The sequence below is a fragment of the Bradyrhizobium sp. Ce-3 genome (genome assembly GCF_022835695.1).
In the GTDB taxonomy this organism is placed as follows: Bacteria; Pseudomonadota; Alphaproteobacteria; order Rhizobiales; family Xanthobacteraceae; genus Bradyrhizobium.
In genome coordinates this window covers 224,373-245,374 of sequence record NZ_BQUV01000003.1, presented here as the reverse complement: position 1 = coordinate 245,374, position 21,002 = coordinate 224,373, and the positions used below count along the sequence as shown (strand labels likewise).

Here is a 21,002-nt window from a genome sequence, read left to right as displayed (position 1 = left end):
GGACCCATAACCACAGGGTTGTGTTGTCGAAGAGGGCTGTGGCCCCAGCGAGACAAGACAATCGCCATTCGTGGTTATGGGTCCCGGACCGCGCTTCGCTTGTCCGGGACGACAGGGAGTTTGTGGCGCGGTCACTGAGCCATAGGCTCAGGAGCGATCACTACCCCTGATCCACCACCCATTCAGCCCCATCAATCGCGTAGGTCGCGTGGCGGAAATCCCTGATCGTCGCAACCTTGTCGGCCGACCAGTCGAGCAGCATGAACGATCGCGGCGGCGCGTCCAGAGCGCTCGGGTCGAACACCAGGATCGCCGGACGTCCCTCGACCTGGCCGGTCACCAGATGCCAGTCGTCGATCTTGGCGTAATTGCCGAAATAGCGTGACACCTCGGCCTTGCCGCTCAGCCGCGTCCGGTTGACCAGCTCGAGCCTGATGTCGTCGGCGATCATGGCGCGGATGGCGTCGAAGTCGCGGGCGTTGAAGCGGCCGACATAGGCGTTCAGCCTGACACGATCGGCCGGCGACAGGCCGGGGCGCGGCGCATCGTCCGGTTCGCGGGCGAACGCGCGCAGCTGTGTGCGTCCGCGGTGCAGCGCGGCCTTCACCGCGGGCAGGCTGAAATCCATGATGCCGCAGACCTCCTGCAGCGAGCAGCCGAGCACGTCCATCAGGATCACGCTGGAGCGCTGCGCCACCGGCAACCGCATGAAGGTGCGCAGGCTGCTCGCGGCGATCTCGCGGCGGCCGAAATCATCGAGCTCTGCGGCCATCATGTCCACCTCCTCCGAAGAGTGGAGCGCGTCCTGGCGGTTGCGCCGCCTGAGGAAATCGAGCGCGGTGTTGTGCGCGATCCGGAACAGCCAGGCTTGCGGGTTCTGGATCGGGCTTGCAGCCGCGAAGGCTTCCATCGCCTTGATCAGCGCGTCCTGCAGCACATCCTCGCCGTCGATGACCGATCCGACCATGCGGGCGCAGTAGCGATGCAGCCTCGGCCGCATCGCCGCCAACAACGCGTCGACCTCGGTCGCGGCCGGCGCCTGGGGTGGTGAGGTCATGATGGCTCCGCCAGATCGGTTCACCGCTCATCCAGCATACGATAATTACCGACAATCACCGTACTGCGAATCACCGGCGGCTCGGCACAGCGGTCGCGGATGCCGTCCTGGAAGGCCTGGAACGCCGCCAGCTTCGGGATCGGGCTGGAGCCATCCTCGGCCGCCGTCTCGACCATATGGATGAAGGTGTCGTCCTCCAGCCGCAGGGTCATGTAGCGCACGCCGTCCGGGCTGGCCGCCTTCAGCTCGGCGAACACAGCCGCAACCAGCGCCGCGTTCTTATCCGCCATCTCCGGCTTCGTCTTGTACCTGATCAGGGTCCGTCTCATTGCAACCTCCTTCGCCTCGGTTTTTCGGCCTGAACCGGCCGCGTCAGACCCAAGGACGTTTGCGGCCGGCCAAAGGATGCGGTCCGGCAAAAATAATTCAAAAATAATTCCTGGCCGCATCCTTTGCCCGCTCCGGTTCGTCCTGGCCTGCGAAGCGCGCCGCAAGCCCGCGGCGGGCCAACGGAGAACCACCATGCAGACCCCTGAACAGCGCACCGAACAGCGCTGGGTGCTCGGCCTCACCGCACTGGCATCCTTCATGATGGCGCTGGACGCCATGATCATGACCACCGCCTTTGCCACCATCCGCGCCGATTTCGGCAGCGCCGTGGAGACGCTGCAATGGACCGTCAACGCCTTCAATTTGACCTTCGCGGTGCTGCTGTTGACCGGCGCGGCGCTCGGCGACCGTTTCGGGCGGCGGCGGATGTTCGCGGCCGGGATCGGCCTGTTCGTCCTGGCCTCAGTTGCCTGCGCGCTGGCCGGCAACGCCGCGGCATTGATCGCGGCGCGGGCTCTGCAGGGCGCCGGCGCGGCGTTGGTGATGCCGCTGGCGATGGCGATCCTGAGCGGCGCATTCGGCCGCGAGGAGCGCGCCCGCGCCCTCGGCATTTTCAGCGGCATCACCGGATGCGCGCTGATCATCGGCCCCGCGATCGGCGGCTTCATCACCGAGCATCTCGGCTGGCGCTGGATCTTCTGGATCAACCTGCCGATCGGCCTCGTCGCGATTGCGCTCGTGATGGCGCGCCTGCGCGAAAGTTTCGGGCCGACGGCGCCGCTCGACGTCGCCGGATTGACGCTGGTCGCACTGGCGGCGCTGGCGCTGGTCTGGGGCCTGCTGCGCGGCAACGCGGTCGGATGGGCCAGCGCGGAAGTGGCCGGCGCGCTGATCGCGGGCGTCGCACTCGCCGTGACGTTCGTGCTGTGGGAGTTGCGCGCGACGAGCCCGATGGTGCCGATGCGGCTGTTCGCGGCACGACCGTTCGCATCCGGCATGGCCGCGAGCGTGCTGTTCTACGCCGCGATGTACGGCACGCTGTTCCTGCTGCCGCAGTTCCTGCAGATCGCGCTCGGCTTCGACGCCTTCGGCGCTGGCTTGCGTTTGCTGCCATGGACCGCGACGCTGTTCGTCACGGCGCCGATCGCCGGCGCCGTGGTCGACCGGTTCGGCGAACGCACGCTTGTCGTCGCCGGCCTCCTGATGCAGGCGATCGGGCTCGGCTGGATCGGCGAGATCGCGAGCCCCATCGTGCCCTATTCCGCGCTGGTCGCACCGGCGGTGCTCGCCGGCGTCGGTGTCTCGATGGCAATGCCGGCCGCGCAGAACGCGGTGCTGAGTGCGGTTGCGGTCAGCGAGATGGGCAAGGCATCCGGTATCTTCAACATGGGCCGCTTCCTCGGCGGGATGTTCGGCATCGCCGCACTGGTCGCGAGCTTCTCGGCCAACGGCGCGGCCGATTCATCCGGACATTTCGCGAATGGATTCGCTGCGGCGATGAGCCTTGCGGCAACGCTGTCATTCGCCGGCGCGGTGGCGGGATTGTTCCTGCCGGTGCGGCGGCGCGTCGTCGCCGCGGCCGCGCCGCAGGATGCGTGACGCGTGCAGTGATCGGGTTTCGCTATCGGGCGATCGGGCATTTCGTGTTGGAATGAGGCCGCGAATGATTACATAATCGGACGACGAAGCCGTTCGAAACCGAGGGCGACATCAGATGACGCAAGCGCCGGCCAAACCTCATCGCGTGGTGATCGTCGGCGCCGGCTTCGGCGGGCTGGAAGCCGCCTTCGGCCTCGCCGGCGTGCCGGTCGAGATCACGCTGATCGACCGCCGTAACCATCATCTGTTCCAGCCGCTGCTCTACCAGGTCGCGACCGCGTCGCTGGCAACCAGCGAGATCGCCTGGCCGATCCGCTATCTGCTGCGTGACCGGCCCGAGGTGACGACGCTGTTCGCCAATGTCTGCGGCGTCGACGCAGCGGCGAAGACCGTGCAGCTCGACGACGGCGGCAGCGTTCCCTACGACACGCTGATCCTCGCCACCGGCGCGCGCCACGCCTATTTCGGCCATGACGAATGGGAGCCGTTCGCCCCGGGCCTGAAGACGCTGGAGGACGCGACCACGCTGCGGCGGCGCATCCTGGTCGCGTTCGAGCGCGCCGAGCGCGAGACCGACGCGGAGATGCGCGCCGCGCTGCTCACCTTTGTCGTGATCGGCGCCGGGCCGACCGGGGTCGAGATGGCCGGCACCATCGCCGACCTCGCCCAGGACACGCTGCCGCAGGACTTCCGTCATATCGACACGCGCAAGGCGCGCGTGGTGCTGATCGAAGCAGGGCCGCGCGTGCTGGCCGGCTTCCCGGACGATCTCTCGGCCTATGCGCAGGCGTCGCTGGAAAAACTCGGCGTCGAGGTGATGCTGGGCCAGCCGGTCACCGAGTGCTCCGCCGACGGCGTGGTGTTCGGCGGCAAGCGGCTGGAGGCACGCACCATCGTCTGGGCCGCCGGCGTGCGCGCCTCGCGCGCCGCCGAATGGCTGAACGCGCCGGCGGACCGCGCCCACCGGCTGCAGGTCGAGCCCGATTTGACCGTGCCGGGCCATCCCGACATCTTCGCGGTCGGCGACACCGTCACCATCAAGGGTCCGGACGGCAATCCGGTGCCCGGCATCGCGCCGGCCGCCAAGCAGGAGGGGCGCTACGTCGCCGCACTGATCAAGGCGCGGCTCGACGGCAAGACGCTGCCGCCGTTCCGCTACAAGCATGCCGGCAGCCTCGCGCAGATCGGCAAGAAGAAGGCGGTGATCGATTTCGGCTGGCTCAAGCTGCGCGGCTCACTGGCATGGTGGATCTGGGGCCTCGCCCACATCTACTTCCTGATCGGCGTGCGCCACCGGATCGCGGTGGCGATGAACTGGCTCTGGATCCACACCCGCGACCAGCGCGCCGCGCGGCTGATCACCCAAGGCAGCAGCAAGGTCGCGCAGTAGCGTCGCTCGGAATGTTGCGCGCGCTCACTCTATCTCCGTCATCCTGAGACGCGCGCAAGAGCGCGCTCCCCAGGGTGACGGAACTGCGTTCGACCATTGTGCACTGACCCCGCGCGTGAAATACTTGCCATAGCAACAATATGTGTATGGGGGGAAATGATGCGGATCGATGCGCGCCTATGGGCGTTCGCGGCTTCGTTTGTCACGTTGATGTCGTGCGCCTCCTCCGCATCCGCGACGGCAATGACCGGCGATCCCGCGGCAATCTGCGGCGGCCTTGCCGGCTCCGCCGATGGCGCGATCAAGATCGACAGCGCCACGCTTCAGGCACCATCGCCGCTCGCAGTCGCCGAGAAGGCGCCGACACCGGCCGGCCGCGTCGTCCCGGCCAATCCCGCCTTCTGCAAAGTGCTCGGGCATATCGATCCCACCGACCCCGCGGCGCCGCCGATCAAGTTCGAGGTCAACCTGCCGGTCGAGTGGAATGGCCGTTCGCTGCAATATGGCGGCGGCGGCTTCAACGGCGTCCTGATCACGGGCCTCGGCCTGCCGCCGGCCTATCCATTCGACAAGCCCTCGCCGCTGGCGCTCGGCTTCGCCACTTACGGCACCGATTCCGGCCACGAACAGAAGCCCGGCGAGCCGCCTCAGCTGTTCGCGCTGAACGACGAGGCGTTCGAGAATTTTTCGCACAAGGCTTACAAGAAGGTGCGCGACGCTGCGCGGGCGCTGATCGTGCGCGCCTACGGCAAGCCGCCGGCGAAGATGTATTTCATGGGATCGTCCGAAGGCGGCCGTGAGGCGCTGACCATGGCGCAGCGCTACCCCGACGATTTCGACGGCATCTTCGCGCGCGTCCCCGTGATCAACTGGGTCGGATTGCAGCACGCCGGCACCCGCTCCGGCCTCGTGACCATGGGCGAGGGCTGGATCAGGCCGGCGCAGGTCAAGCTCGTAGCCGACGCCGTGCTGAAGGCTTGCGACACGCAGGACGGCTCCGACGACGCACTGGTGCAGGACCCCGTCAGCTGCAAGGCCGCGTTCAAGCCGGCCACGCTGGCATGCGCCGCGGGGCAGAGCGGCGACGACTGCCTGACCGGCAAGCAGATTGCTGCGATCGAGACGCTGCATGCGCCGTACAAATTCTCCTTCCCGCTCGCCAACGGGCTCGACGACTATCCGGGCTGGGGTGTATCCGGCGAGAACACGCCGGCGTTCGGCCCGACCGGCGGCTGGAGCGCGTGGTGGCTCGGCACCACGGCGCCGGCGCAGCCACCGGCTCCGACCAACGGCATCGCCTGGATCTACGGCGCCGGCGGCATTCAATATGTCTTCGCCCGCGATCCGAAGCTCGACGTCACGACCTACAAGCTGGAGGACCACAAGGCGCGCGTGCTGCAAGTCTCCGCGTTGATGGATTCCACCGATCCGGACCTCAGCCGCTTCCACGCCCACGGCGGCAAGCTCATGATGCTCGAGCACATGGCCGACTACGCGCAAAGCCCCTATGCCGGCATCCGCTACTTCGAGAACGTCGAGAAGACGCTCGGCAAGGACAAGGCCGCGGAGTTCGCCCGGCTCTACACCGCGCCCGGCGTCGACCATGTCGGCTCCGGCGCACCCGCCAATGTCGATATGCTGACCGTGCTGGTCGACTGGGTCGAGAACGGCAAGGCGCCCGGCGACCTGGAAGTGACGGAGCAGAAGCTGCAGGCGCCGGGCTTCGACACACTGCGCGCGCTGCCGCTGTGCCGCTGGCCGGCCTGGCCGCACTACAGGGCTGGACCGGTCACCGCGGCGTCGAGCTTCTCCTGCGCGCCGTGAGGTGAGGTCGCTCCGCCCTCACCCCATCACCTGATGCGGCGAGCGGCCGAACGGGGCCTTGAAGGCGCGGCTGAAATGCGAGACGTCGCTGAAGCCGAAGCTGAGCGCCGCATCGGTGACATGGCTGAAGCGCCGCTCGGCCAGCGCCTGGTAGGCACCCGCGAGGCGCTGCTGCCAGAGCCAGCGGATCGGCGTCGTGCCTTCGCGCGCGAACAGCCGATTGAGCGTGCGCGGCGCCATGTGCTGCGCCGTGGCGATCGCATCGAGATCGAGCTCGGGGTCGTCCAGATTGGCCAGCATGTAGGCCTTGACCCGCGCCAGCCGTTCGTCGCCGTGCGGCGGCACGTCGCCCGTCAGCTCGGTCTGCAGCGTGGTCGCGAAGATATCGAGCATTGAGGCGCCAAGCCTTGTCGCAGCGGGCCCGGCCTCGTCATCGATGCGTGTCAGCTGCCGGATCAGCGATCCCGCCAGCGCGCCCACTTTCGACGCATTGCCGACCCGCCGTGCCGTCAGCCGATGCGCATCCGGCAGCCGCGCGAGCAGCAGCGGCCGCGGGATCGACACCATGATCGAACGCGCGCTGGGCGCGAATTCGAGCGTGAACGGCTGCGCCTGGTCATGCAGCATGAGATCGCCGCGGCGCATGCGCACCTCGCGGCCGCCCTGCGCGAAGCTGACCTCGCCGCGCAAGGTGAGCCACAACATGAAATAGTCGCGCGGGTCGCGGCGGACGTCACCCACGCTGCGCATCACCCGGATGCGGTCGGCGGCCGGCGTCGACGACCAGATGTCGTTGATCGCAAGCGGGCCGAAATGGCGGATCGAAATCGATGCGGCAAACGCCTCGTCGGCGACGCGGCGACATTCGGTCAGCGAGAATTCGCGGCAGGTGACGTGATGCCAGCGGTCGAAGCTGTCACCCGGCGCGACCAGCGTTTGCGCGACGACTGTATGATCTGGGGTCTGCATCGGACCTCGCTCCCGCCCAACCCGGCAGCGGGACATTCTGCGTCGAGCCCTCCCTTCTGGCAAGCAGAGTCCAGCGACTGGCCAGCGCAGCCAAGAACGGCCGCCGCGGCGGAGGTAGAAAATGTCTCCCACAGGAGAGGAGACACCAGATGGGCTACCAATGCGACGTCATCGACCCCGCCCGCACCGTCATGATCGTGGTCGATATGCAAAACGATTTCGTGGCCGAGGGCGCCAAGCTGCGCTCGGCGCAGGCCGCCGCCATGGTGCCGCGGCTGGCGCAGACCCTGAAGGCCTGCCGCGACAAGGGCATCCGCGTCGTCTACACCGCGCATGTGCATCGGCGCGACGGCAGCGACATGGGGCTCTATGACGATCTCTATGGTCCGATCGCCGACCGCTCGTCGCTGGTCGACGGCACCGCGGGCGTCGAGATCTTCAACGACCTTGCTCCCGCGCCCGGCGAGCACGTCATCAAGAAGCACCGCTACAGCGCCTTCTTCGCCACCGACCTCGACCTCATCCTGCGCGAATGGGGCATCACGACGGTGATCATCTCGGGGACGACCACCGAGAATTGCTGCCACGCCACCGCGCGCGACGCCATGTTCCACAATTACAAGGTCGTCTTCCTGTCGGACGCGACCGGCACCTTCGACTATCCCGACGTCGGCCAGGGCGCACTATCAGCCGAAGAGGTGCATCGCGCCACGCTGACGATCCTCGCGTTCTCGACCGCGCATGTGATGACGGCGGCCGAGATGCTGGGGAGGGTGAAGGCCGCAAGTTCGAAGGCGGCATAGCTGAATAGTGGTTCAACTTAGTATGCCCCGCGGAGAGATCTCACCTTCTTCACCCTCCCCTGGAGGGGGAGGGTCGGATCGCAACGAGCGAAGCGACGTGCGATCCGGGGTGGGGTGATCTCTCAACGCGGGCACTGTTTGACTGGAGGGACCTTCACCCCACCTCGGCTCGCATTCCATGCGAACCGATCCCAGAGCGAGCTTCGCTCGTCTCGACCCCTCCAGGGGAGGATGAAGCACGCGCGGCCAGCCACTCACTTCACCAGCGAGCACCCGCCATCGGCCAGCGGCCGGAATGCCTGCTCGGCCGGGATGGTCGCGATCAGCTTGTAATAGTCGTAGGGGTACTTCGACTCCTCCGGCTTCTTCACCTCGAACAGATACATCGGGTGGATGACGCGACCGTCCTGGCGGATCGTGGTGTCGCCGAACAGTTTGTCCTTGCCCTTGAAGGTCTTCATCTGCGGCACCACGACCTTGGCATCGTCGCTGCCGGTGGCCGCGACCGCGTTGAGATAGGCGAGCGTCGACGCATAGACGCCGGCCTGGTTGCCGCTCGGCATCTTGCCGTTCATGCCGGGCCGCGCGGCAAAGCGCTTTGCGAATGCGCGGGTGTCGTCATTCATGTCCCAGTAGAACGCTTCGAGCAGCTGCAGGCCCTGCGCGACCTTGAGGCCCATGCCGTGGACGTCGTTCACGAACAGCAGGAACGCCACCATGGTCTGGCCGCCCTCCTGGATGCCGAACTCGGCCGCCTGCTTCACCGCGTTGATGGTGTCGTCGCCGGCATTGGCAAGGCCGATCACCTTTGCCTTCGAGTTCTGCGCCTGCAGCAGGAAGGACGCGAAGTCCGAGGTGCCGAGCGGATGCTTGCTCGATCCGAGCACCTTGCCGCCGTGCTTTTCGATGTAGTTGGTCGCCTCGGCTTCAATGCCCTTGCCGAGCGCGTAGTCGACGGTCACGAAATACCAATCCTTGCCGCCACGCTGCATCATCGCGGCCGCGGTGGTGTTGCCGGTCGCCCAGGCGTCGTTGACCCATTGAATGGTGTTCGGAGAGCAGGCCTTGCCGGTGAGATCGGAGCTCGCGGTCGACGAGGCCAGGAACGTCATCCTGGAATCGCGCAGCACGGTGTTGACGGCGAGGCCGACCGCCGAGTTCGGCACGTCGACGATGGCATCGACGCCTTCGACATCGAGCCATTTGCGCGCGATCGCAGAGCCGACGTCGGCCTTGTTCTGGTGATCGGCATAGACGATCTCGACCTTGATGCCCTTAGCCCCGCCGTTGAAGTCTTCCGCCGCCATCCGCGCGGCCTCGACCGAGCCCATGCCGTTGGTGTCCTGGAAGATGCCGGAAATGTCGTTGAGCACACCGACGCGCACGACATTGTCTGATATCTCCGCGCTTGCGCTGCCCGCGACGCAGGCCAATGCCAGCGCCAGACCAACCCCGAAGCCCTTCATCAATCGCATCCCCCGTTTTTCCTCAGCTAACCTGTTGCCGGCTTCACGTTTCCCGTCAGGCCGGCGTGATCTCGACCGGCAGGCTGTTCAGCCCGCGCAGCGTGTTGTTGAACAGGCGCTTCGGCTCGCCTGTGATTTCGATCCGGGCGACACGGCGCGCCAGCGCCGCCATCATCACCTCGCCTTCGAGGCGGGCGACGAGCTGGCCGACGCACATGTGGATGCCCGAGCCGTAACCGACATGCCCTGACGTGCGGCGCGTGATGTCGTAGCTATCGGGCGCTTCCCAGCGGCGCGGATCACGGTTGGCCGCAGCCAGGAACATCAGCACCTTCTCGCCTTCGGGAATACTCGCCCCGCTGAGCTCGACGTCACGGGTCGTGGTGCGGAAGAAGGTCTGCACCGGACTTTCGAACCGCACCGCTTCCTCGAAGGCGTTACGCGCCAAGGTCGGGTCGCCGCGCAGCTTCTCGAACTGGTCGGGGAAGCGCGCGAGGCAGTAGACGGCGGCGCCGATGCCGTTGACGGTGGTGTCGAGCCCGGCCGACAGCAGCGAGCGCACCAGCAGCGGCGCCTCGGTTGCGGTGATGGCGCCGCTGTCGACATGGGCGTGGATGCAGGCGCCGATGCCGCCTGGGGTGAGATTGTCGCGCTGGCACTGCTCGGCAACATAGGCCTGGTGCGGTGCCGAGCGCTCGATCGCCTCCTTGCGGAGCTCGTTCGGCGGGCCGAAGGCATTGAACACCAGACTTGCATAGGGCAGCAAATTCTCACGGCCCTCCGGCCTCAGGCCGAGCGCATCCGGGAAGATCGACAACGGATAGGCTTCGGCAAGGTCCTCGATCGCGTCGAACCTGCGCTTCTCCAGCAATACATCGAGGCGGGCCTCGGCGGCGGCGGCAAACTGCCCGCGAAGCTGCTTCATCACGGTCGCCGACAGCACCGTGCTCAGCACGGCGCGGGTTCGGGTGTGGGCGGGCGGATCGGCCTCCAGGATCAGGCTCGGCGGCCGCCACGGCTTCTCCTTGGAAAAGTCGCTGAGGCCGACGCCGCGGCTGGAGCAGAAGGTCGCGGGATCGTTCAGGACCGCATGGACCTCGGCGTAGCGCGCCACGCCATAGACATTCCACTTGTCGAGATAGACCACCGGCCCGGCCTCGCGCAGCCGCTGATGGGTCGGGAACGGATCGGCGAAGAAGTCGAGTGCGAACGGATCGACGTCGAGATGCGGGACTGACGTCCCCCCTGTTGCAGTCATCGGGACCTCCCGAGGTTTGTTCTTGTCAACACGGGCCGCATGTCACTTGCTCCCGAGCAGTTTCGCAGCGATGATTTGAGAAATGAGCAGCCAGCCCCTCCCCCGAAAGCCCCGCCGGCCCAGACCGGCCGATCCCGCAGATGCCACCGACGGCCCGCTGCTGGACCTCAATCGCTATGTGCCGGCGTTCATCACCTTCATCGGCAACAAGCTGTCGAACAGCGCCACCGCATTTTACCAGAAGAATTTCGGCGTCAACGTCACCGAGTGGCGAATCATCTCGCAACTGGCGATCGAGCCGGGGATTCCGGCCTCCCGGATCTGCCAGGTGATCGGCTTCGACAAGGGCCCGGTCAGCCGCAACCTCGCCGCGCTGCAGAAGCGCGGGCTGCTGACGATCCGCACCGCGCCCGACGACGGTCGCACTCATTCGATCACGCTGACCGCGCGCGGCCGGGCCATCCACGATAGGGTCATCGTCGCGGCGCTGGAGCGCGAGCGGCGGCTGCTGTCGTGCCTGAAAAAGGATGAACGCGAGGTGCTGATCGACCTGCTGCGCCGGCTGCACGAGAATCTCGGCGCCGTGACCGGGCAAGGCACGACCTGACCACGCGGCCGGGCCACGGGCGGCGCCCTGCGCCACCGCGGTATCTGCCCGATCGTCCATGCGAGCCGTCCGCGCGCTGCTGCGCAACATTGTCCTCCCAAAAGCGCGGCCGTTGACCGGCCCTGTTCCGGGCGAAAACTCGCACAGACTAGTTGCCATAGCAACTAAGAATCCATGATGCGCTGCGTCGTCGGGTCGCAAGCAGAGCGATGTGACGCGTGAGGCGGGCACGCCGCTTTAGGCTCCCTCCCCCCTTGCGGGGGAGGGTTGGGGAGAGGGGTGGCCCCGGGCGAGATTTGAGACATTGCGCGACGCCGCATCAACGACTTGGCTTGACCGACCAACGCGTGTCCTCGTGTTCAATCAGCAGCGGAGCAAGCGGTACCCCTCTCCCTAACCCTCCCCCGCAAGGGGGGAGGGAACCCTTCCGCTGGTGCCTTCCTCACTCAAGCCTGCTGATCTCAGCCCGCACAGGCGATCACCTCGCCCGCCGCATCGTCCTCCAGGACCGCCACCGCAACCGCGCGGCGGGTCAGCACGGCGCGCTGGTTGATGTAGCCCTTGTCGGTGATCTCGCCGCCGTCGACCGAAGCAGGCTCAGCCAGCAACAGCGCCCGGGTGGCGTGGCCGGAGGAATGACCGCCCTGCGCCTTCAGCCGCGCCAGCCCCTGCCCGATCGCAGAACGCACCGCCGGATGGCCGATCACCTCCCGCGCATCGGCGCTCTCGGGCTGGCCTGCCAGCGCCCGGCAGGCGGCAAGGTTCGGGAACACCAGGAAGCCCACCTCGTCGCGGCCGTGGCCCGCGACCACGATGTCCTGCGCGAGCGGCGCCAGCGCCGCGATGCCGGCGACGCGCAACGTGCCGACGCTGACCCAGGTGCCGGAATTGAGCTTGAAATCCTCCGCCACGCGGCCGTCGAAGAACAGGCCGAGATCGGGCCGATCCGAATCGGCGAAGGTGACGGCGTCGCCGATCTTGTAGAAGCCCTCATCGTCGAAGGCCTCTGCGGTCAGCTGGGGCGCCTTCCAGTAGCCCGGCGTGACATTGGGCCCGCGCACGCGCACTTCGAGCTTGTCGCCCGACGGCACCAGCTTCAGCTCGGTGCCCGGGATCGGCACGCCGATATTGCCGGAGCGTTCGGCGAGGAAGTGGCAGTCGGTCGCCAGCGGCGAGGTCTCGGTCGAGCCCCAGGCCGACACCATCGGCAGCTTGCGGCCGACCGTTTGCAGCGATAGCTCCTCCAGCGCGTCCCACAGATTCTGCGGCAGCGCCGCGCCGGCATAGAAGGCGAATTTGGTGCCCTCGAAGAATTTGCGGCGCAGCTCCTCGTCGGTGCGCAACGCCGCGATCAGCATGTCGAAGCCGCGCGGCACGTTGAAATAGACCGTCGGCACCACGCTACGCAGATTGGCGAGCGAGGTCGCAAACAGGCCGGGCGCCGGCTTGCCGCCGTCGACATAGAGCGTGCCGCCGTTGCGCAGTACCAGATTGAAATTGTGGTTGGCGCCGAAGGTGTGGCTCCACGGCAGCCAGTCCAGGATGACCAGCTCCTCGCCGGGCTGCTCCAGGAATGTCCAGGTCTGCGCCTTGGCCTGCTGGCTCGAGGTCAGCATGCGCTGGGTGTTGATCACGGCCTTCGGCGTGCCGGTTGAGCCCGAGGTGAAGAGGAATTTTGCGATCGTGTCCGGCGTCACCGCGGCAAAGGCGGTGGCGACCTCCGACGATTCAGGCGTCGCCGCGACGGTACGGAACGGCAGCGCGTCGGCATCTTCGGGATTGCCGCTGACGATGGTGGCCCGATGCAGCGGCGCGATCGCGGCGAGCGCCGCGGCGAGCGGCTTGGTGGCCGCGACATAGATCGCACCGGGATCGAGCAGGCTGATCATGCTCTTCAGCTTGTCGAAGTCTTTCGACATCAGCGAATAGGCCGGCGAGATCGCAGCCGAAGGTACGCCGACATGCTGGGCGGCGAGCGCGAACAATGCGTGATCGATGCCGTTATCGGAGAGAATGACCAGCGGCCGCTCGGCGCTCAGCCCTTGCGCCAGGACCCACGATGCGGTCCGTCGCACGATTCCGAGTGCCTCGTGATAGCTGACGGTGCTCCAGGGCGCCTCGGTGCTGGCGCGCTCGCCGAGGAAGATGCGATCCGGTGCCTGCCGCGCCCAATGCTCCAGCCAGTCGCCGACGCAGCGGGCGCTTTCCTTGAGCGGCGTGGTGGAGCGGACCAGGATGCTGCCGTCGTCGCGGCTGATGGTAACGATCGCGGGCGTCGCGAACAGATTGCGCGGATCGTCTCCGTTGGCGCTGGCCATCGTCATGGTTTCCTCCTCGCCCATGTCTGATCGGGTTCGCGCTGCAACATGGTGCGGCGGCGTAGCCCCGGCCGGGCTCTTTGGTCATAATGTTGCGGACATCAATTGTTGTCGTCAACAACAATCTTCCCCTCTCGCCGCCGGCGCGCTAGCCTATGCGCATGGCGAGCCGGCAAAAGACATCGCGCAAGGCAACGGCAGTGGCGATCCGCCGCCGGGCGCGCGCTACGAATGGCCGGGCATCCGGCGGCGACACCGGCGATGACGTCGGCCTCGACGCGCTGGTCGGCCACGCCGGCTACGCGGTGCGGCGTTTCCAGCTCTGGATCTTCCAGGACTTCATCAAGACCCTGGCGGCGGTCGATATCCGTCCGACGCAGTATTCGGTCATGACCGTGATCGGGGCCAATCCGGGCCTCAGCCAGATGGCGGTCGCGAAGCGGCTCGGGATCGAGCGCGCGCGCCTGGTGCATCTGCTCGACAGCCTGGAGGAGCGCGACTTCGTCAGCCGTATCCCCTCCGCCACCGACCGCCGCTCCCACGCGCTGCATCTGACTGCGCGCGGCAGGACCGCGCTGGCCCAGTTCAGGCGGCTCGCCGCCGAGCACGAGCGGCACGTCGCCGAGAAGATCGGCAAGGAGAACCGCGAGCAGCTGCTACAGATCCTCGCCGGCTTCACCTGATCGATCAACCACGCCTGCCTTAATGTTGAGCAGATGCGCACGGAGGCAGGCTTTCTCCAACCGCCAGCGCCCATTACAAGCAACTGATATTGTGTGATAATCCGTCGCGCAGCGGCCGCAGGCGAATTGTACACAATGGCACATTGCTTGCTTCGATCCGGCTGCAATCCCTCGCGGCGGGCATCCGATCCCTCGCCGCACCAGAGACGAGGCCCATCACGTGACTGAAACTGTCGCCGCGATCGTCGCCGCACACCGCACCTTGACCATGACGCCGGCGCAAACCGTGGCGCGCAGCTACCAGCGGATCCGCGCGCACAGCGACCCCGCCATCTTCATCAGCCTGCGCGACGAGCAGGAGGCGCTCGCCGAGGCCGCGCGGCTCGCGGACCCGACGCTGCCGCTCTACGGCGTGCCGGTCGCGGTGAAGGACAATATCGACGTGGCGGGGCTGCCGACCACCGCCGCCTGCCCGGCATTCTCCTATGTGCCCGCGCAGGATTCCACCGCGGTGGCCAAACTGCGCGCAGCCGGCGCCATCATCATCGGCAAGACCAATCTCGACCAGTTCGCCACCGGCCTGGTCGGCGTGCGTTCGCCCTACGGCATTCCCAAAAATCCGGTGCGCGGCGATCTGGTGCCGGGCGGCTCGAGCTCGGGCTCCGCGGTCGCGGTCTCGGCGGGCCTGGTGCCGCTGTCGCTCGGCACCGACACCGCGGGCAGCGGCCGCGTGCCGGCGATGCTCAACAACATCGTCGGGCTCAAGCCGAGCCTCGGGCTGATCTCGAATGCGGGGCTGGTGCCGGCCTGCCGCACGCTCGACTGCATCTCGATCTTCTCGCTCACTACCGACGACGCGCTGGCTGCGCTCGCGGTGATGGCCGGGCCGGATGACGCCGATCCGTTCTCGCGCGACCGGCCGCTGGCTGCGCTCACACCATTTCCGGCCAAGCTGAAGCTCGGCATTCCCAAGAGCGGCCAGTTGATCTTCTTCGGCGATCGCGACGCCGAGCAGGCTTATGACGCGGCGTGCAAGCGCTGGCAGGCGCTCGGCGCCGAACTCGTCGAATTCGATCTCGAGCCGTTCTACGAGACGGCGCGGCTGCTCTATGAAGGCCCGTGGGTCGCCGAGCGCTATCTCGTGATCCGCGACCTGCTGGCATCGGCGCCGGACGCGATCCATCCGGTGACACGCGAGATCACCATCGCCGGCGCGCGGCCCAGCGCTGCCGACACGTTCTCCGCGCTCTATCGTCTGCAGGCGCTGCGCCGGGTTGCCGCGCGCACCTTCGCGCAGTGTGACGCCATCGTGCTGCCGACCGCCCCGACGGTCTATTCGACCGAGCAGGTGCTGGCGAATCCGATCGAGCTCAACTCGCGGCTCGGCACCTACACCAACTTCGTCAACCTGCTCGATCTCTGCGGCCTTGCCTTGCCTGCCGCGATGCGGCCGGACGGCGCGCCGTTCGGCGTCACGCTGCTGGCGCCCGCAGGCTGCGATGCCGAACTCGCCAGCATCGGCCGCGTCTTCCATGCCGACACCAAGCTCGCGGTCGGCGCCAAGGCGCTGTCGCAGCCGCCGCTGGCCAAGGTGCTAGCGCAAGCCGGGGCCGACGAGATCACGATCGCGGTGGTCGGCGCGCATCTCTCCGGCATGGCGCTGAACCACGAATTGACGACGCGCGATGCGCGGCTGCTGGAGGAAACGGTCACCGCAGCCGACTACAAGCTCTACGCGCTCGACACCACGCCGCCGAAACCCGGCATGCTGCGTGTCGAGGCCGGTGCAGGTCACGCGATCAAGCTCGAACTGTGGGCGATGTCGCCGGCCGCGTTCGGCGCATTCGTCGCTGCGATCCCGCCGCCGCTGTCGATCGGCACCATCAGGCTCGCCGACGGACGGCAGGCCAAGGGTTTCATCGTCGAGCCCGCCGCGATCGCCGGCGCGAAGGATATTTCCGCCTATGGCGGCTGGCGGGCGTTCATGGCGGAAAGGATAAAGGCGTAGCCCTGCCTTCGTCATTCCCCGGTGCGCAATTGCGCACCGGGGAATGACGAGAGCGCGCTACACCGACACCGCGTAGGTCTCGTATTCGCCGCGCACCTGCTCAATGTGGGCGCGCATCGCCGCAGCAGCCCCTGGCTTGTCGCCGCGCAGGATGGCGACGACGACGCGGTCATGCTCGGCGTGGGATTTCGCCAGCCGCCCGAGGTTGCGGAACTGGGCACGGCGGAACGGCTGCACGCGCACCCGCGTCGCCAGGGTGATCTCGGCGATATAGGCGTTCTGCGAGCCGGCATAGATCGCGTTGTGAAAGCGCTCATTGACCTCGTGGAAGCGTTCGGGATTGCCGGTGTAGCTCAAAACCCGCAGCTCCTCATGGACCGCCTCCAGCGCGTGGCGCTCGGCCGGCGTCATCCGCTCGGCGGCAAGGCCGGCGCAGATCGCTTCCAGCTCGGCCATCGCCTCGAACATGCCGGAGAGTCTTTCAAGCGATGGCCGCGCCACCACCGCGCCACGATGCGCGCGGGCATCGATCAGGCCGCTGGCGGCAAGCTGCCGCAGCGCCTCGCGCACCGGGGTCCGCGACACGTTGAAGCGGCGTGCAAGGTCGGTCTCGTCGAGCCCGGCGCCGGGCGGCAGCGTGCCGCGCACGATCTCGTCGGCGAGTTGCAGGCGCAGCTCTTCGGCGCGGGTGACCTTGTCGACCAGCGACGACGGGCGATCGACGCGCGGCACCACCGGCTCGGACTCGGCCGGCTGCGGCGCGCGGGTCGGAAGATCGTCCAGGCTCATGGTTCAAGCGCTCTTGTTCAAACGCCTTTGGGCTCGTCGATGACGCTGACATGGGCTGCGACGATTCTCCAGCCCTCGGCGAAGCGAATCCACGTCTGCATCTGCCGCCCCACCCGACCCGGCGCGCTGTCCCGGTAGAACAGCGTCGAGGCGATCGCGGTGTCGCGGCCATAGCTCGTGATCACGGTGCGGTCGATCTTGCGCATCAGCCCGGCCGCCGGCCGCCCCGCGCGAAATGCCGCGATCTCGGCATAGCCATAGAGGTTCTCGCCGATGCCGTAGCGCAGCGTGCGGCTGTCGTTGCGGAACAGCTCGTCGAGCACGGCGACATCATTCGACACCAGCGCCTTTTCATAGCGCTCGAACTGCGCGGTGACCTCGGCAATCACGTCGGGAAGATCGATTTCCATGGCTTCCTCTCAGTTGCGCATGATCTTGTCGGAAAACCGGTTCCCACTTTTCCGGATCATGCGCCAATTCCTCTCGGCGCCGGCGCGGCCGCGACACCGATCTGTTCCAGCGCATAGGCGACCCGTAGCGCGATGTCCTCGCGCCAGGGCGCGGCGATGATCTGCACGCCGATCGGCATCGGCTCGAGCGGCACCGGCACCGCCACCACCGGCAGGCCGATGAAGGAGATCGGCTGGGTGTGGACGCCGATATTGGCGCGCACCGGAAGCTCGACGCCGTCGAGCGTGAAATTGACCTGACCGAGCTTCGGCGCGGTGCACGGCGTTGCCGGCGCCAGGATCACGTCGACCGACTGGAACAGCTCCAGCATTTTGGCGCGGAACCAGCGGCGGAATTTCTGCGCCCTGTCGACATAGACCGCCGGCACCATCGCGCCCGCGATGAAGCGATCGCGCACCGCCGGATCGAAATCGTTCGGACGCTGGCGCAGCCGGTCGAGATGCAGCGCGGCGCCCTCGGTCGTGGTGATGATGTAGGCGGCGGCGCGGGCGCGCGCGGCTTCCGGCAGCTCCACGGTCTGCTTCGCACCGAGCGCCTTGGCGACGCGCGCGACGGCTTCGACCGCCTCCGGAAACACGTTCTGCTGGAAGTAGCCGCCGGCGATCGCGATCCGCAGCCCGCGGACGTCATTGGCCAGCAACGGCACGGTCGGCTCGACCGACTGCACGATGCACGCGGGGTCGTCGCCGTCGGGTCCCTGCATGGCATCATAGGCGAGCGCGAGATCCTTCACACTGCGCGCCAGCGGACCGAGATGATCGAGGCTCGCGACGAACGGATAGGACCGCGCGCGCGACAGCCTTCCGTAGGTCGGCTTCAGGCCGAACGTGCCGCAGAACGACGACGGCACCCGGATCGAGCCGTTGGTATCGGAGCCGAGCGCGATCGGCACCAGCGCGCCGCCGACCGCACTGCCCGAGCCGCCCGAGGAGCCGCCGGTCATCCGCGTCGGATCGTGCGGATTGCGCGACGGGCCGTCATGCACGTTCTCGCCGGTGAAGTCGTAGGCGTATTCGCCCATGTTGAGCGCACCGACCAGCACGGCGCCCGCCGCCTCCATCCGCTCGATCAGCGTGGCATCGCGCGGCGACGGCGGCAGGTCGCGGTTGATCTTGGAGCCGGCGCGGGTCGAGAGCCCCTCGACGTCGAACAGGTTCTTGACCGCGAAGGGCACGCCGGCGAGCGGGCCGACCGATTGCCCCGCGGCGAGCGCGGCATCGATCGCCTTGGCCTTGGCCCGGGCGCGGTCGGCGGTGACGTCGGTGAACGCGTTAAGGACCTTGTCGTGCGCGGCGATGCGCGCGAGCGCGGCTTCGGTCACGGCGAGCGCCGTGAGCTTGCGGCTTGAAACGGCCTGCGCGATTTCGGCGGCCGACATGAAAGCGGAAGTTTCAGGCATCGCGATCTCAGGTCGAATAGACGGCGGCCGACGCGACATCGTCAGGCAGCGGGAAGTCATCGACCAGCCTTGCCAGCCGCAGCGAGACTTCGAGATTGGCGCGCACCGCGGGACGCCAGTCGTCCTCCAGCGGCAACGCCATCGCACGAGCGACGGCGTTGATGTAGTCGTCGAGATGATCGGCCATTTCGCTCCCAGTGAGTTTCTCAGGCAACCGGCAACGGCGGATGCGGGATCGCCGTCAGCAGCTCCCTTGTATAGGCATCCTGCGGATTGCCCAAGACATGTTCGGATGCGCCCTGCTCGACGATGCGGCCGGCGCGCATCACGATGACGCGATCACACAGCAGCCGCACCACGTTGAGGTCGTGCGACACGAACAGATAGCTCATGCCCATCGACTGCTTGAGGTCCTGCAGCAGATTGAGCACCACCGCCTGCACCGAGACGTCGAGCGCGGCAGTGGGCTCGTCGAGGATCACGAGCTTCGGGTGCAGCGCGATGGCGCGCGCAATGCCGACGCGGGCCTTCTGGCCGCCGGAGAGCTGGTGCGGAAAGCGATCCAGCAGATTGACCGGCAGGCCGACCAGCCGCGCCAGATCCTCGCAGCGATCGCGGAGCGCGTCGCGTCCCCTGATGTCGCCGAGCTGCATGATCGGGTCCGCGATCGCGCGCGCCGCGGTGAAGCGCGGGTTGAGGCTGTCGGTCGGGTCCTGGAACACCATCTGGATCTGGCTGCGCCGCGGCAGCCGCGCGAACGACTGTGGCGGAATGCCGCCGATGTCCTCGCCGTCGAACACGATGCGGCCGGAGCTCTGGTCCAGCAGCCGCATCACCATCATCGACGTCGTCGACTTGCCGCAACCGGATTCGCCGACCAGCCCGACGCTCTCGCCATGGTCGACCTGGAAGCTGATGCCGTCGACCGCGCGGAAGATCTCCTCCTCGACCGGCGGCTTGCGGCCGAACAGCTTTGTCAGCACCGAGCCTGCGCCCTGGCGGGGATATTCCTTGACGAGCTTTTCGACGGACAGGAGGGGCTCTATCCGCTCCCTCTCCCCGTTCTTTACGGGGAGAGGGTTGGGGTGAGGGGCTCTATCCACAAGCACAGCTCGGGGAGAGTCCCCCTCACCCGCCGCGCTGCGCGCGTCGGCCTCTCCCCGCAGGCGGGGCGAGGCGGAAGAAAGCGTCGAGGCTTCGTCCTCCGGCAATAGATCCCTGAGCGACACCCCAAGCCGCGGCGTCGCGCGCATCAGCTTCTTCGTATAGTCGTGCTGGGGCGCGGCGAAGATGTCGGCCGAGACCGCGGTCTCGACCACGCGGCCCTTCTCCATCACCACGACGCGGTCGCAATAGGCGGCGGCAAGGCCGAGATCGTGCGTGATCAGGATCGTCGACATCGCCCGGCGCCGGGTCAGCTCGACGATCAGATCCATCACCGCCTTCTGGGTGGTGACGTCGAGGCCGGTGGTCGGCTCGTCGGCGATCAGCAGCTGCGGATTGCAGGCCAGCGCCAGCGCGATGACGACGCGCTGGCACATGCCGCCGGACAGCTCGAACGGATAGGCGTGATAGCGCTCGCGCGGACGCGCGATCTTGACCTGCTCCAGCGCCGCGATCGCGGTCTCGCCGCGGTCGGTGACCTGCGCCTGCTGGACGTGCTGGCGCAGCACGTCCTCGATCTGGTGCCCGACCTTGCGGATCGGATTGAGCGCGGCGCGCGGGTTCTGGAAGATCATCGAGACTTCACGGCCGCGCAGGTCGCGCATCTGGCTCTCCGAAGCCGACTTGACGTCGATGCCGGAGAACATCACCGAGCCGTCGGCGATCCGGCCGGCGCGATCGAGGATGCGCATCACCGCATATGACGTCACCGACTTGCCGGAGCCGGACTCGCCGACGATGCCGACTGTCTCGCCCTTGCCGACGGAGATGTTGACGTGCTGCACCGCCTTGACGATGCCGCGGCGGGTGGTGAACTCGACGGTGAGATCGCTGACGTCGAGCAGCGGCTGGGCGGTCATGCGCGCC

Annotated in this window: 18 protein-coding genes; 7 read left to right on the top strand and 11 right to left on the bottom strand. The window is 67.3% G+C overall.

What is annotated here, in order from left to right; translation table 11 throughout:
• Nucleotides 1-160: 160 nt before the first annotated feature.
• Together BRSPCE3_RS12185 and BRSPCE3_RS12180 are read right to left on the bottom strand one after the other, a co-directional pair.
• On the bottom strand, nucleotides 161-1,057 hold the full coding sequence (locus tag BRSPCE3_RS12185; protein ID WP_244066051.1) for a sigma-70 family RNA polymerase sigma factor: 897 nt from the start codon (nucleotides 1,055-1,057) through the stop codon (nucleotides 161-163).
• A 20-nt stretch (nucleotides 1,058-1,077) separates the two neighbouring features.
• On the bottom strand, nucleotides 1,078-1,386 hold the full coding sequence (locus BRSPCE3_RS12180) for a hypothetical protein (protein WP_244066050.1): 309 nt from the start codon (nucleotides 1,384-1,386) through the stop codon (nucleotides 1,078-1,080).
• Between the two features lie 193 nt (nucleotides 1,387-1,579).
• On the opposite strand from BRSPCE3_RS12180, the gene BRSPCE3_RS12175 reads away from it, so the two are divergent.
• The 3 genes from BRSPCE3_RS12175 (at nucleotide 1,580) to BRSPCE3_RS12165 (ending at nucleotide 6,200) form a co-directional block, all read left to right on the top strand.
• On the top strand, nucleotides 1,580-2,986 hold the full coding sequence (locus tag BRSPCE3_RS12175) for a DHA2 family efflux MFS transporter permease subunit (RefSeq protein ID WP_244066049.1): 1,407 nt from the start codon (nucleotides 1,580-1,582) through the stop codon (nucleotides 2,984-2,986).
• 115 nt (nucleotides 2,987-3,101) lie between these two features.
• Nucleotides 3,102-4,376, top strand: a complete 1,275-nt coding sequence (locus tag BRSPCE3_RS12170) for an NAD(P)/FAD-dependent oxidoreductase (protein WP_244066048.1) — start codon at nucleotides 3,102-3,104, stop codon at nucleotides 4,374-4,376.
• A gap of 210 nt (nucleotides 4,377-4,586) precedes the next feature.
• Nucleotides 4,587-6,200 (top strand): tannase/feruloyl esterase family alpha/beta hydrolase, encoded by a 1,614-nt coding sequence (locus BRSPCE3_RS12165; protein WP_375709909.1) that lies wholly within the window; start codon nucleotides 4,587-4,589, stop codon nucleotides 6,198-6,200.
• An 18-nt stretch (nucleotides 6,201-6,218) separates the two neighbouring features.
• Here BRSPCE3_RS12165 and BRSPCE3_RS12160 read toward each other — a convergent pair whose 3' ends face one another.
• Entirely contained in the window at nucleotides 6,219-7,169 is a 951-nt protein-coding gene (locus BRSPCE3_RS12160; protein WP_244066046.1) for a helix-turn-helix domain-containing protein, read from the bottom strand.
• Between the two features lie 149 nt (nucleotides 7,170-7,318).
• On the opposite strand from BRSPCE3_RS12160, the gene BRSPCE3_RS12155 reads away from it, so the two are divergent.
• Entirely contained in the window at nucleotides 7,319-7,972 is a 654-nt protein-coding gene (locus BRSPCE3_RS12155) for an isochorismatase family protein (protein WP_244066045.1), read from the top strand.
• Nucleotides 7,973-8,226: 254 nt separating this feature from the next.
• Here the strand turns inward: BRSPCE3_RS12155 and BRSPCE3_RS12150 are convergent, their stop codons facing one another.
• A complete protein-coding gene (locus BRSPCE3_RS12150) occupies nucleotides 8,227-9,438 on the bottom strand; it encodes an ABC transporter substrate-binding protein (RefSeq protein WP_244066530.1) in 1,212 nt (403 codons plus the stop codon).
• Nucleotides 9,439-9,493: 55 nt separating this feature from the next.
• The gene (locus tag BRSPCE3_RS12145) at nucleotides 9,494-10,696 is read right to left on the bottom strand and encodes a cytochrome P450 (RefSeq protein WP_244066044.1); all 1,203 of its coding nucleotides are present in this window, start codon (nucleotides 10,694-10,696) and stop codon (nucleotides 9,494-9,496) included.
• A gap of 82 nt (nucleotides 10,697-10,778) precedes the next feature.
• On the opposite strand from BRSPCE3_RS12145, the gene BRSPCE3_RS12140 reads away from it, so the two are divergent.
• A complete protein-coding gene (locus BRSPCE3_RS12140) occupies nucleotides 10,779-11,303 on the top strand; it encodes a MarR family winged helix-turn-helix transcriptional regulator (protein WP_244066043.1) in 525 nt (174 codons plus the stop codon).
• A gap of 461 nt (nucleotides 11,304-11,764) precedes the next feature.
• Here BRSPCE3_RS12140 and BRSPCE3_RS12135 read toward each other — a convergent pair whose 3' ends face one another.
• On the bottom strand, nucleotides 11,765-13,627 hold the full coding sequence (locus BRSPCE3_RS12135) for a feruloyl-CoA synthase (RefSeq protein ID WP_375709900.1): 1,863 nt from the start codon (nucleotides 13,625-13,627) through the stop codon (nucleotides 11,765-11,767).
• Nucleotides 13,628-13,782: 155 nt separating this feature from the next.
• Between BRSPCE3_RS12135 and BRSPCE3_RS12130 the strand changes: the two genes are divergently transcribed.
• Both BRSPCE3_RS12130 and atzF read left to right on the top strand, forming a co-directional pair.
• Nucleotides 13,783-14,304: a MarR family winged helix-turn-helix transcriptional regulator gene (locus BRSPCE3_RS12130; RefSeq protein ID WP_244066042.1), complete on the top strand. Its 522-nt coding sequence runs from the start codon at nucleotides 13,783-13,785 to the stop codon at nucleotides 14,302-14,304.
• Nucleotides 14,305-14,572: 268 nt separating this feature from the next.
• A complete protein-coding gene (gene atzF / locus BRSPCE3_RS12125; RefSeq protein ID WP_244066528.1) occupies nucleotides 14,573-16,312 on the top strand; it encodes an allophanate hydrolase in 1,740 nt (579 codons plus the stop codon).
• Between the two features lie 57 nt (nucleotides 16,313-16,369).
• On the opposite strand, the gene BRSPCE3_RS12120 is transcribed toward atzF, so the two are convergent.
• The 5 genes from BRSPCE3_RS12120 to BRSPCE3_RS12100 are packed head-to-tail and all read right to left on the bottom strand — an operon-like array spanning nucleotide 16,370 to nucleotide 20,995.
• A complete protein-coding gene (locus tag BRSPCE3_RS12120; protein WP_244066041.1) occupies nucleotides 16,370-17,101 on the bottom strand; it encodes a GntR family transcriptional regulator in 732 nt (243 codons plus the stop codon).
• 17 nt (nucleotides 17,102-17,118) lie between these two features.
• Complete coding sequence (gene hpxZ / locus BRSPCE3_RS12115; RefSeq protein ID WP_244066040.1) at nucleotides 17,119-17,511, bottom strand: oxalurate catabolism protein HpxZ; 393 nt, start codon at nucleotides 17,509-17,511, stop codon at nucleotides 17,119-17,121.
• A 56-nt stretch (nucleotides 17,512-17,567) separates the two neighbouring features.
• The gene (locus tag BRSPCE3_RS12110; protein WP_244066527.1) at nucleotides 17,568-18,950 is read right to left on the bottom strand and encodes an AtzE family amidohydrolase; all 1,383 of its coding nucleotides are present in this window, start codon (nucleotides 18,948-18,950) and stop codon (nucleotides 17,568-17,570) included.
• Between the two features lie 28 nt (nucleotides 18,951-18,978).
• Nucleotides 18,979-19,158 (bottom strand): DUF4089 domain-containing protein, encoded by a 180-nt coding sequence (locus BRSPCE3_RS12105; RefSeq protein ID WP_244066039.1) that lies wholly within the window; start codon nucleotides 19,156-19,158, stop codon nucleotides 18,979-18,981.
• A gap of 19 nt (nucleotides 19,159-19,177) precedes the next feature.
• On the bottom strand, nucleotides 19,178-20,995 hold the full coding sequence (locus BRSPCE3_RS12100) for an ABC transporter ATP-binding protein (protein WP_244066038.1): 1,818 nt from the start codon (nucleotides 20,993-20,995) through the stop codon (nucleotides 19,178-19,180).
• Nucleotides 20,996-21,002: the final 7 nt, after the last annotated feature.

Bases quoted from the DNA above. Each gene is read 5' to 3' on its own strand.
- BRSPCE3_RS12185 (WP_244066051.1), bottom strand. From the start codon at position 1,057: ATGACCTCACCACCCCAGGCGCCGGCCGCGACCGAGGTCGACGCGTTG.
- BRSPCE3_RS12180 (WP_244066050.1), bottom strand. From the start codon at position 1,386: ATGAGACGGACCCTGATCAGGTACAAGACGAAGCCGGAGATGGCGGAT.
- BRSPCE3_RS12175 (WP_244066049.1), top strand. From the start codon at position 1,580: ATGCAGACCCCTGAACAGCGCACCGAACAGCGCTGGGTGCTCGGCCTC.
- BRSPCE3_RS12170 (WP_244066048.1), top strand. From the start codon at position 3,102: ATGACGCAAGCGCCGGCCAAACCTCATCGCGTGGTGATCGTCGGCGCC.
- BRSPCE3_RS12165 (WP_375709909.1), top strand. From the start codon at position 4,587: ATGTCGTGCGCCTCCTCCGCATCCGCGACGGCAATGACCGGCGATCCC.
- BRSPCE3_RS12160 (WP_244066046.1), bottom strand. From the start codon at position 7,169: ATGCAGACCCCAGATCATACAGTCGTCGCGCAAACGCTGGTCGCGCCG.
- BRSPCE3_RS12155 (WP_244066045.1), top strand. From the start codon at position 7,319: ATGGGCTACCAATGCGACGTCATCGACCCCGCCCGCACCGTCATGATC.
- BRSPCE3_RS12150 (WP_244066530.1), bottom strand. From the start codon at position 9,438: ATGAAGGGCTTCGGGGTTGGTCTGGCGCTGGCATTGGCCTGCGTCGCG.
- BRSPCE3_RS12145 (WP_244066044.1), bottom strand. From the start codon at position 10,696: ATGACTGCAACAGGGGGGACGTCAGTCCCGCATCTCGACGTCGATCCG.
- BRSPCE3_RS12140 (WP_244066043.1), top strand. From the start codon at position 10,779: ATGAGCAGCCAGCCCCTCCCCCGAAAGCCCCGCCGGCCCAGACCGGCC.
- BRSPCE3_RS12135 (WP_375709900.1), bottom strand. From the start codon at position 13,627: ATGACGATGGCCAGCGCCAACGGAGACGATCCGCGCAATCTGTTCGCG.
- BRSPCE3_RS12130 (WP_244066042.1), top strand. From the start codon at position 13,783: ATGGCGAGCCGGCAAAAGACATCGCGCAAGGCAACGGCAGTGGCGATC.
- atzF (WP_244066528.1), top strand. From the start codon at position 14,573: ATGACGCCGGCGCAAACCGTGGCGCGCAGCTACCAGCGGATCCGCGCG.
- BRSPCE3_RS12120 (WP_244066041.1), bottom strand. From the start codon at position 17,101: ATGAGCCTGGACGATCTTCCGACCCGCGCGCCGCAGCCGGCCGAGTCC.
- hpxZ (WP_244066040.1), bottom strand. From the start codon at position 17,511: ATGGAAATCGATCTTCCCGACGTGATTGCCGAGGTCACCGCGCAGTTC.
- BRSPCE3_RS12110 (WP_244066527.1), bottom strand. From the start codon at position 18,950: ATGTCGGCCGCCGAAATCGCGCAGGCCGTTTCAAGCCGCAAGCTCACG.
- BRSPCE3_RS12105 (WP_244066039.1), bottom strand. From the start codon at position 19,158: ATGGCCGATCATCTCGACGACTACATCAACGCCGTCGCTCGTGCGATG.
- BRSPCE3_RS12100 (WP_244066038.1), bottom strand. From the start codon at position 20,995: ATGACCGCCCAGCCGCTGCTCGACGTCAGCGATCTCACCGTCGAGTTC.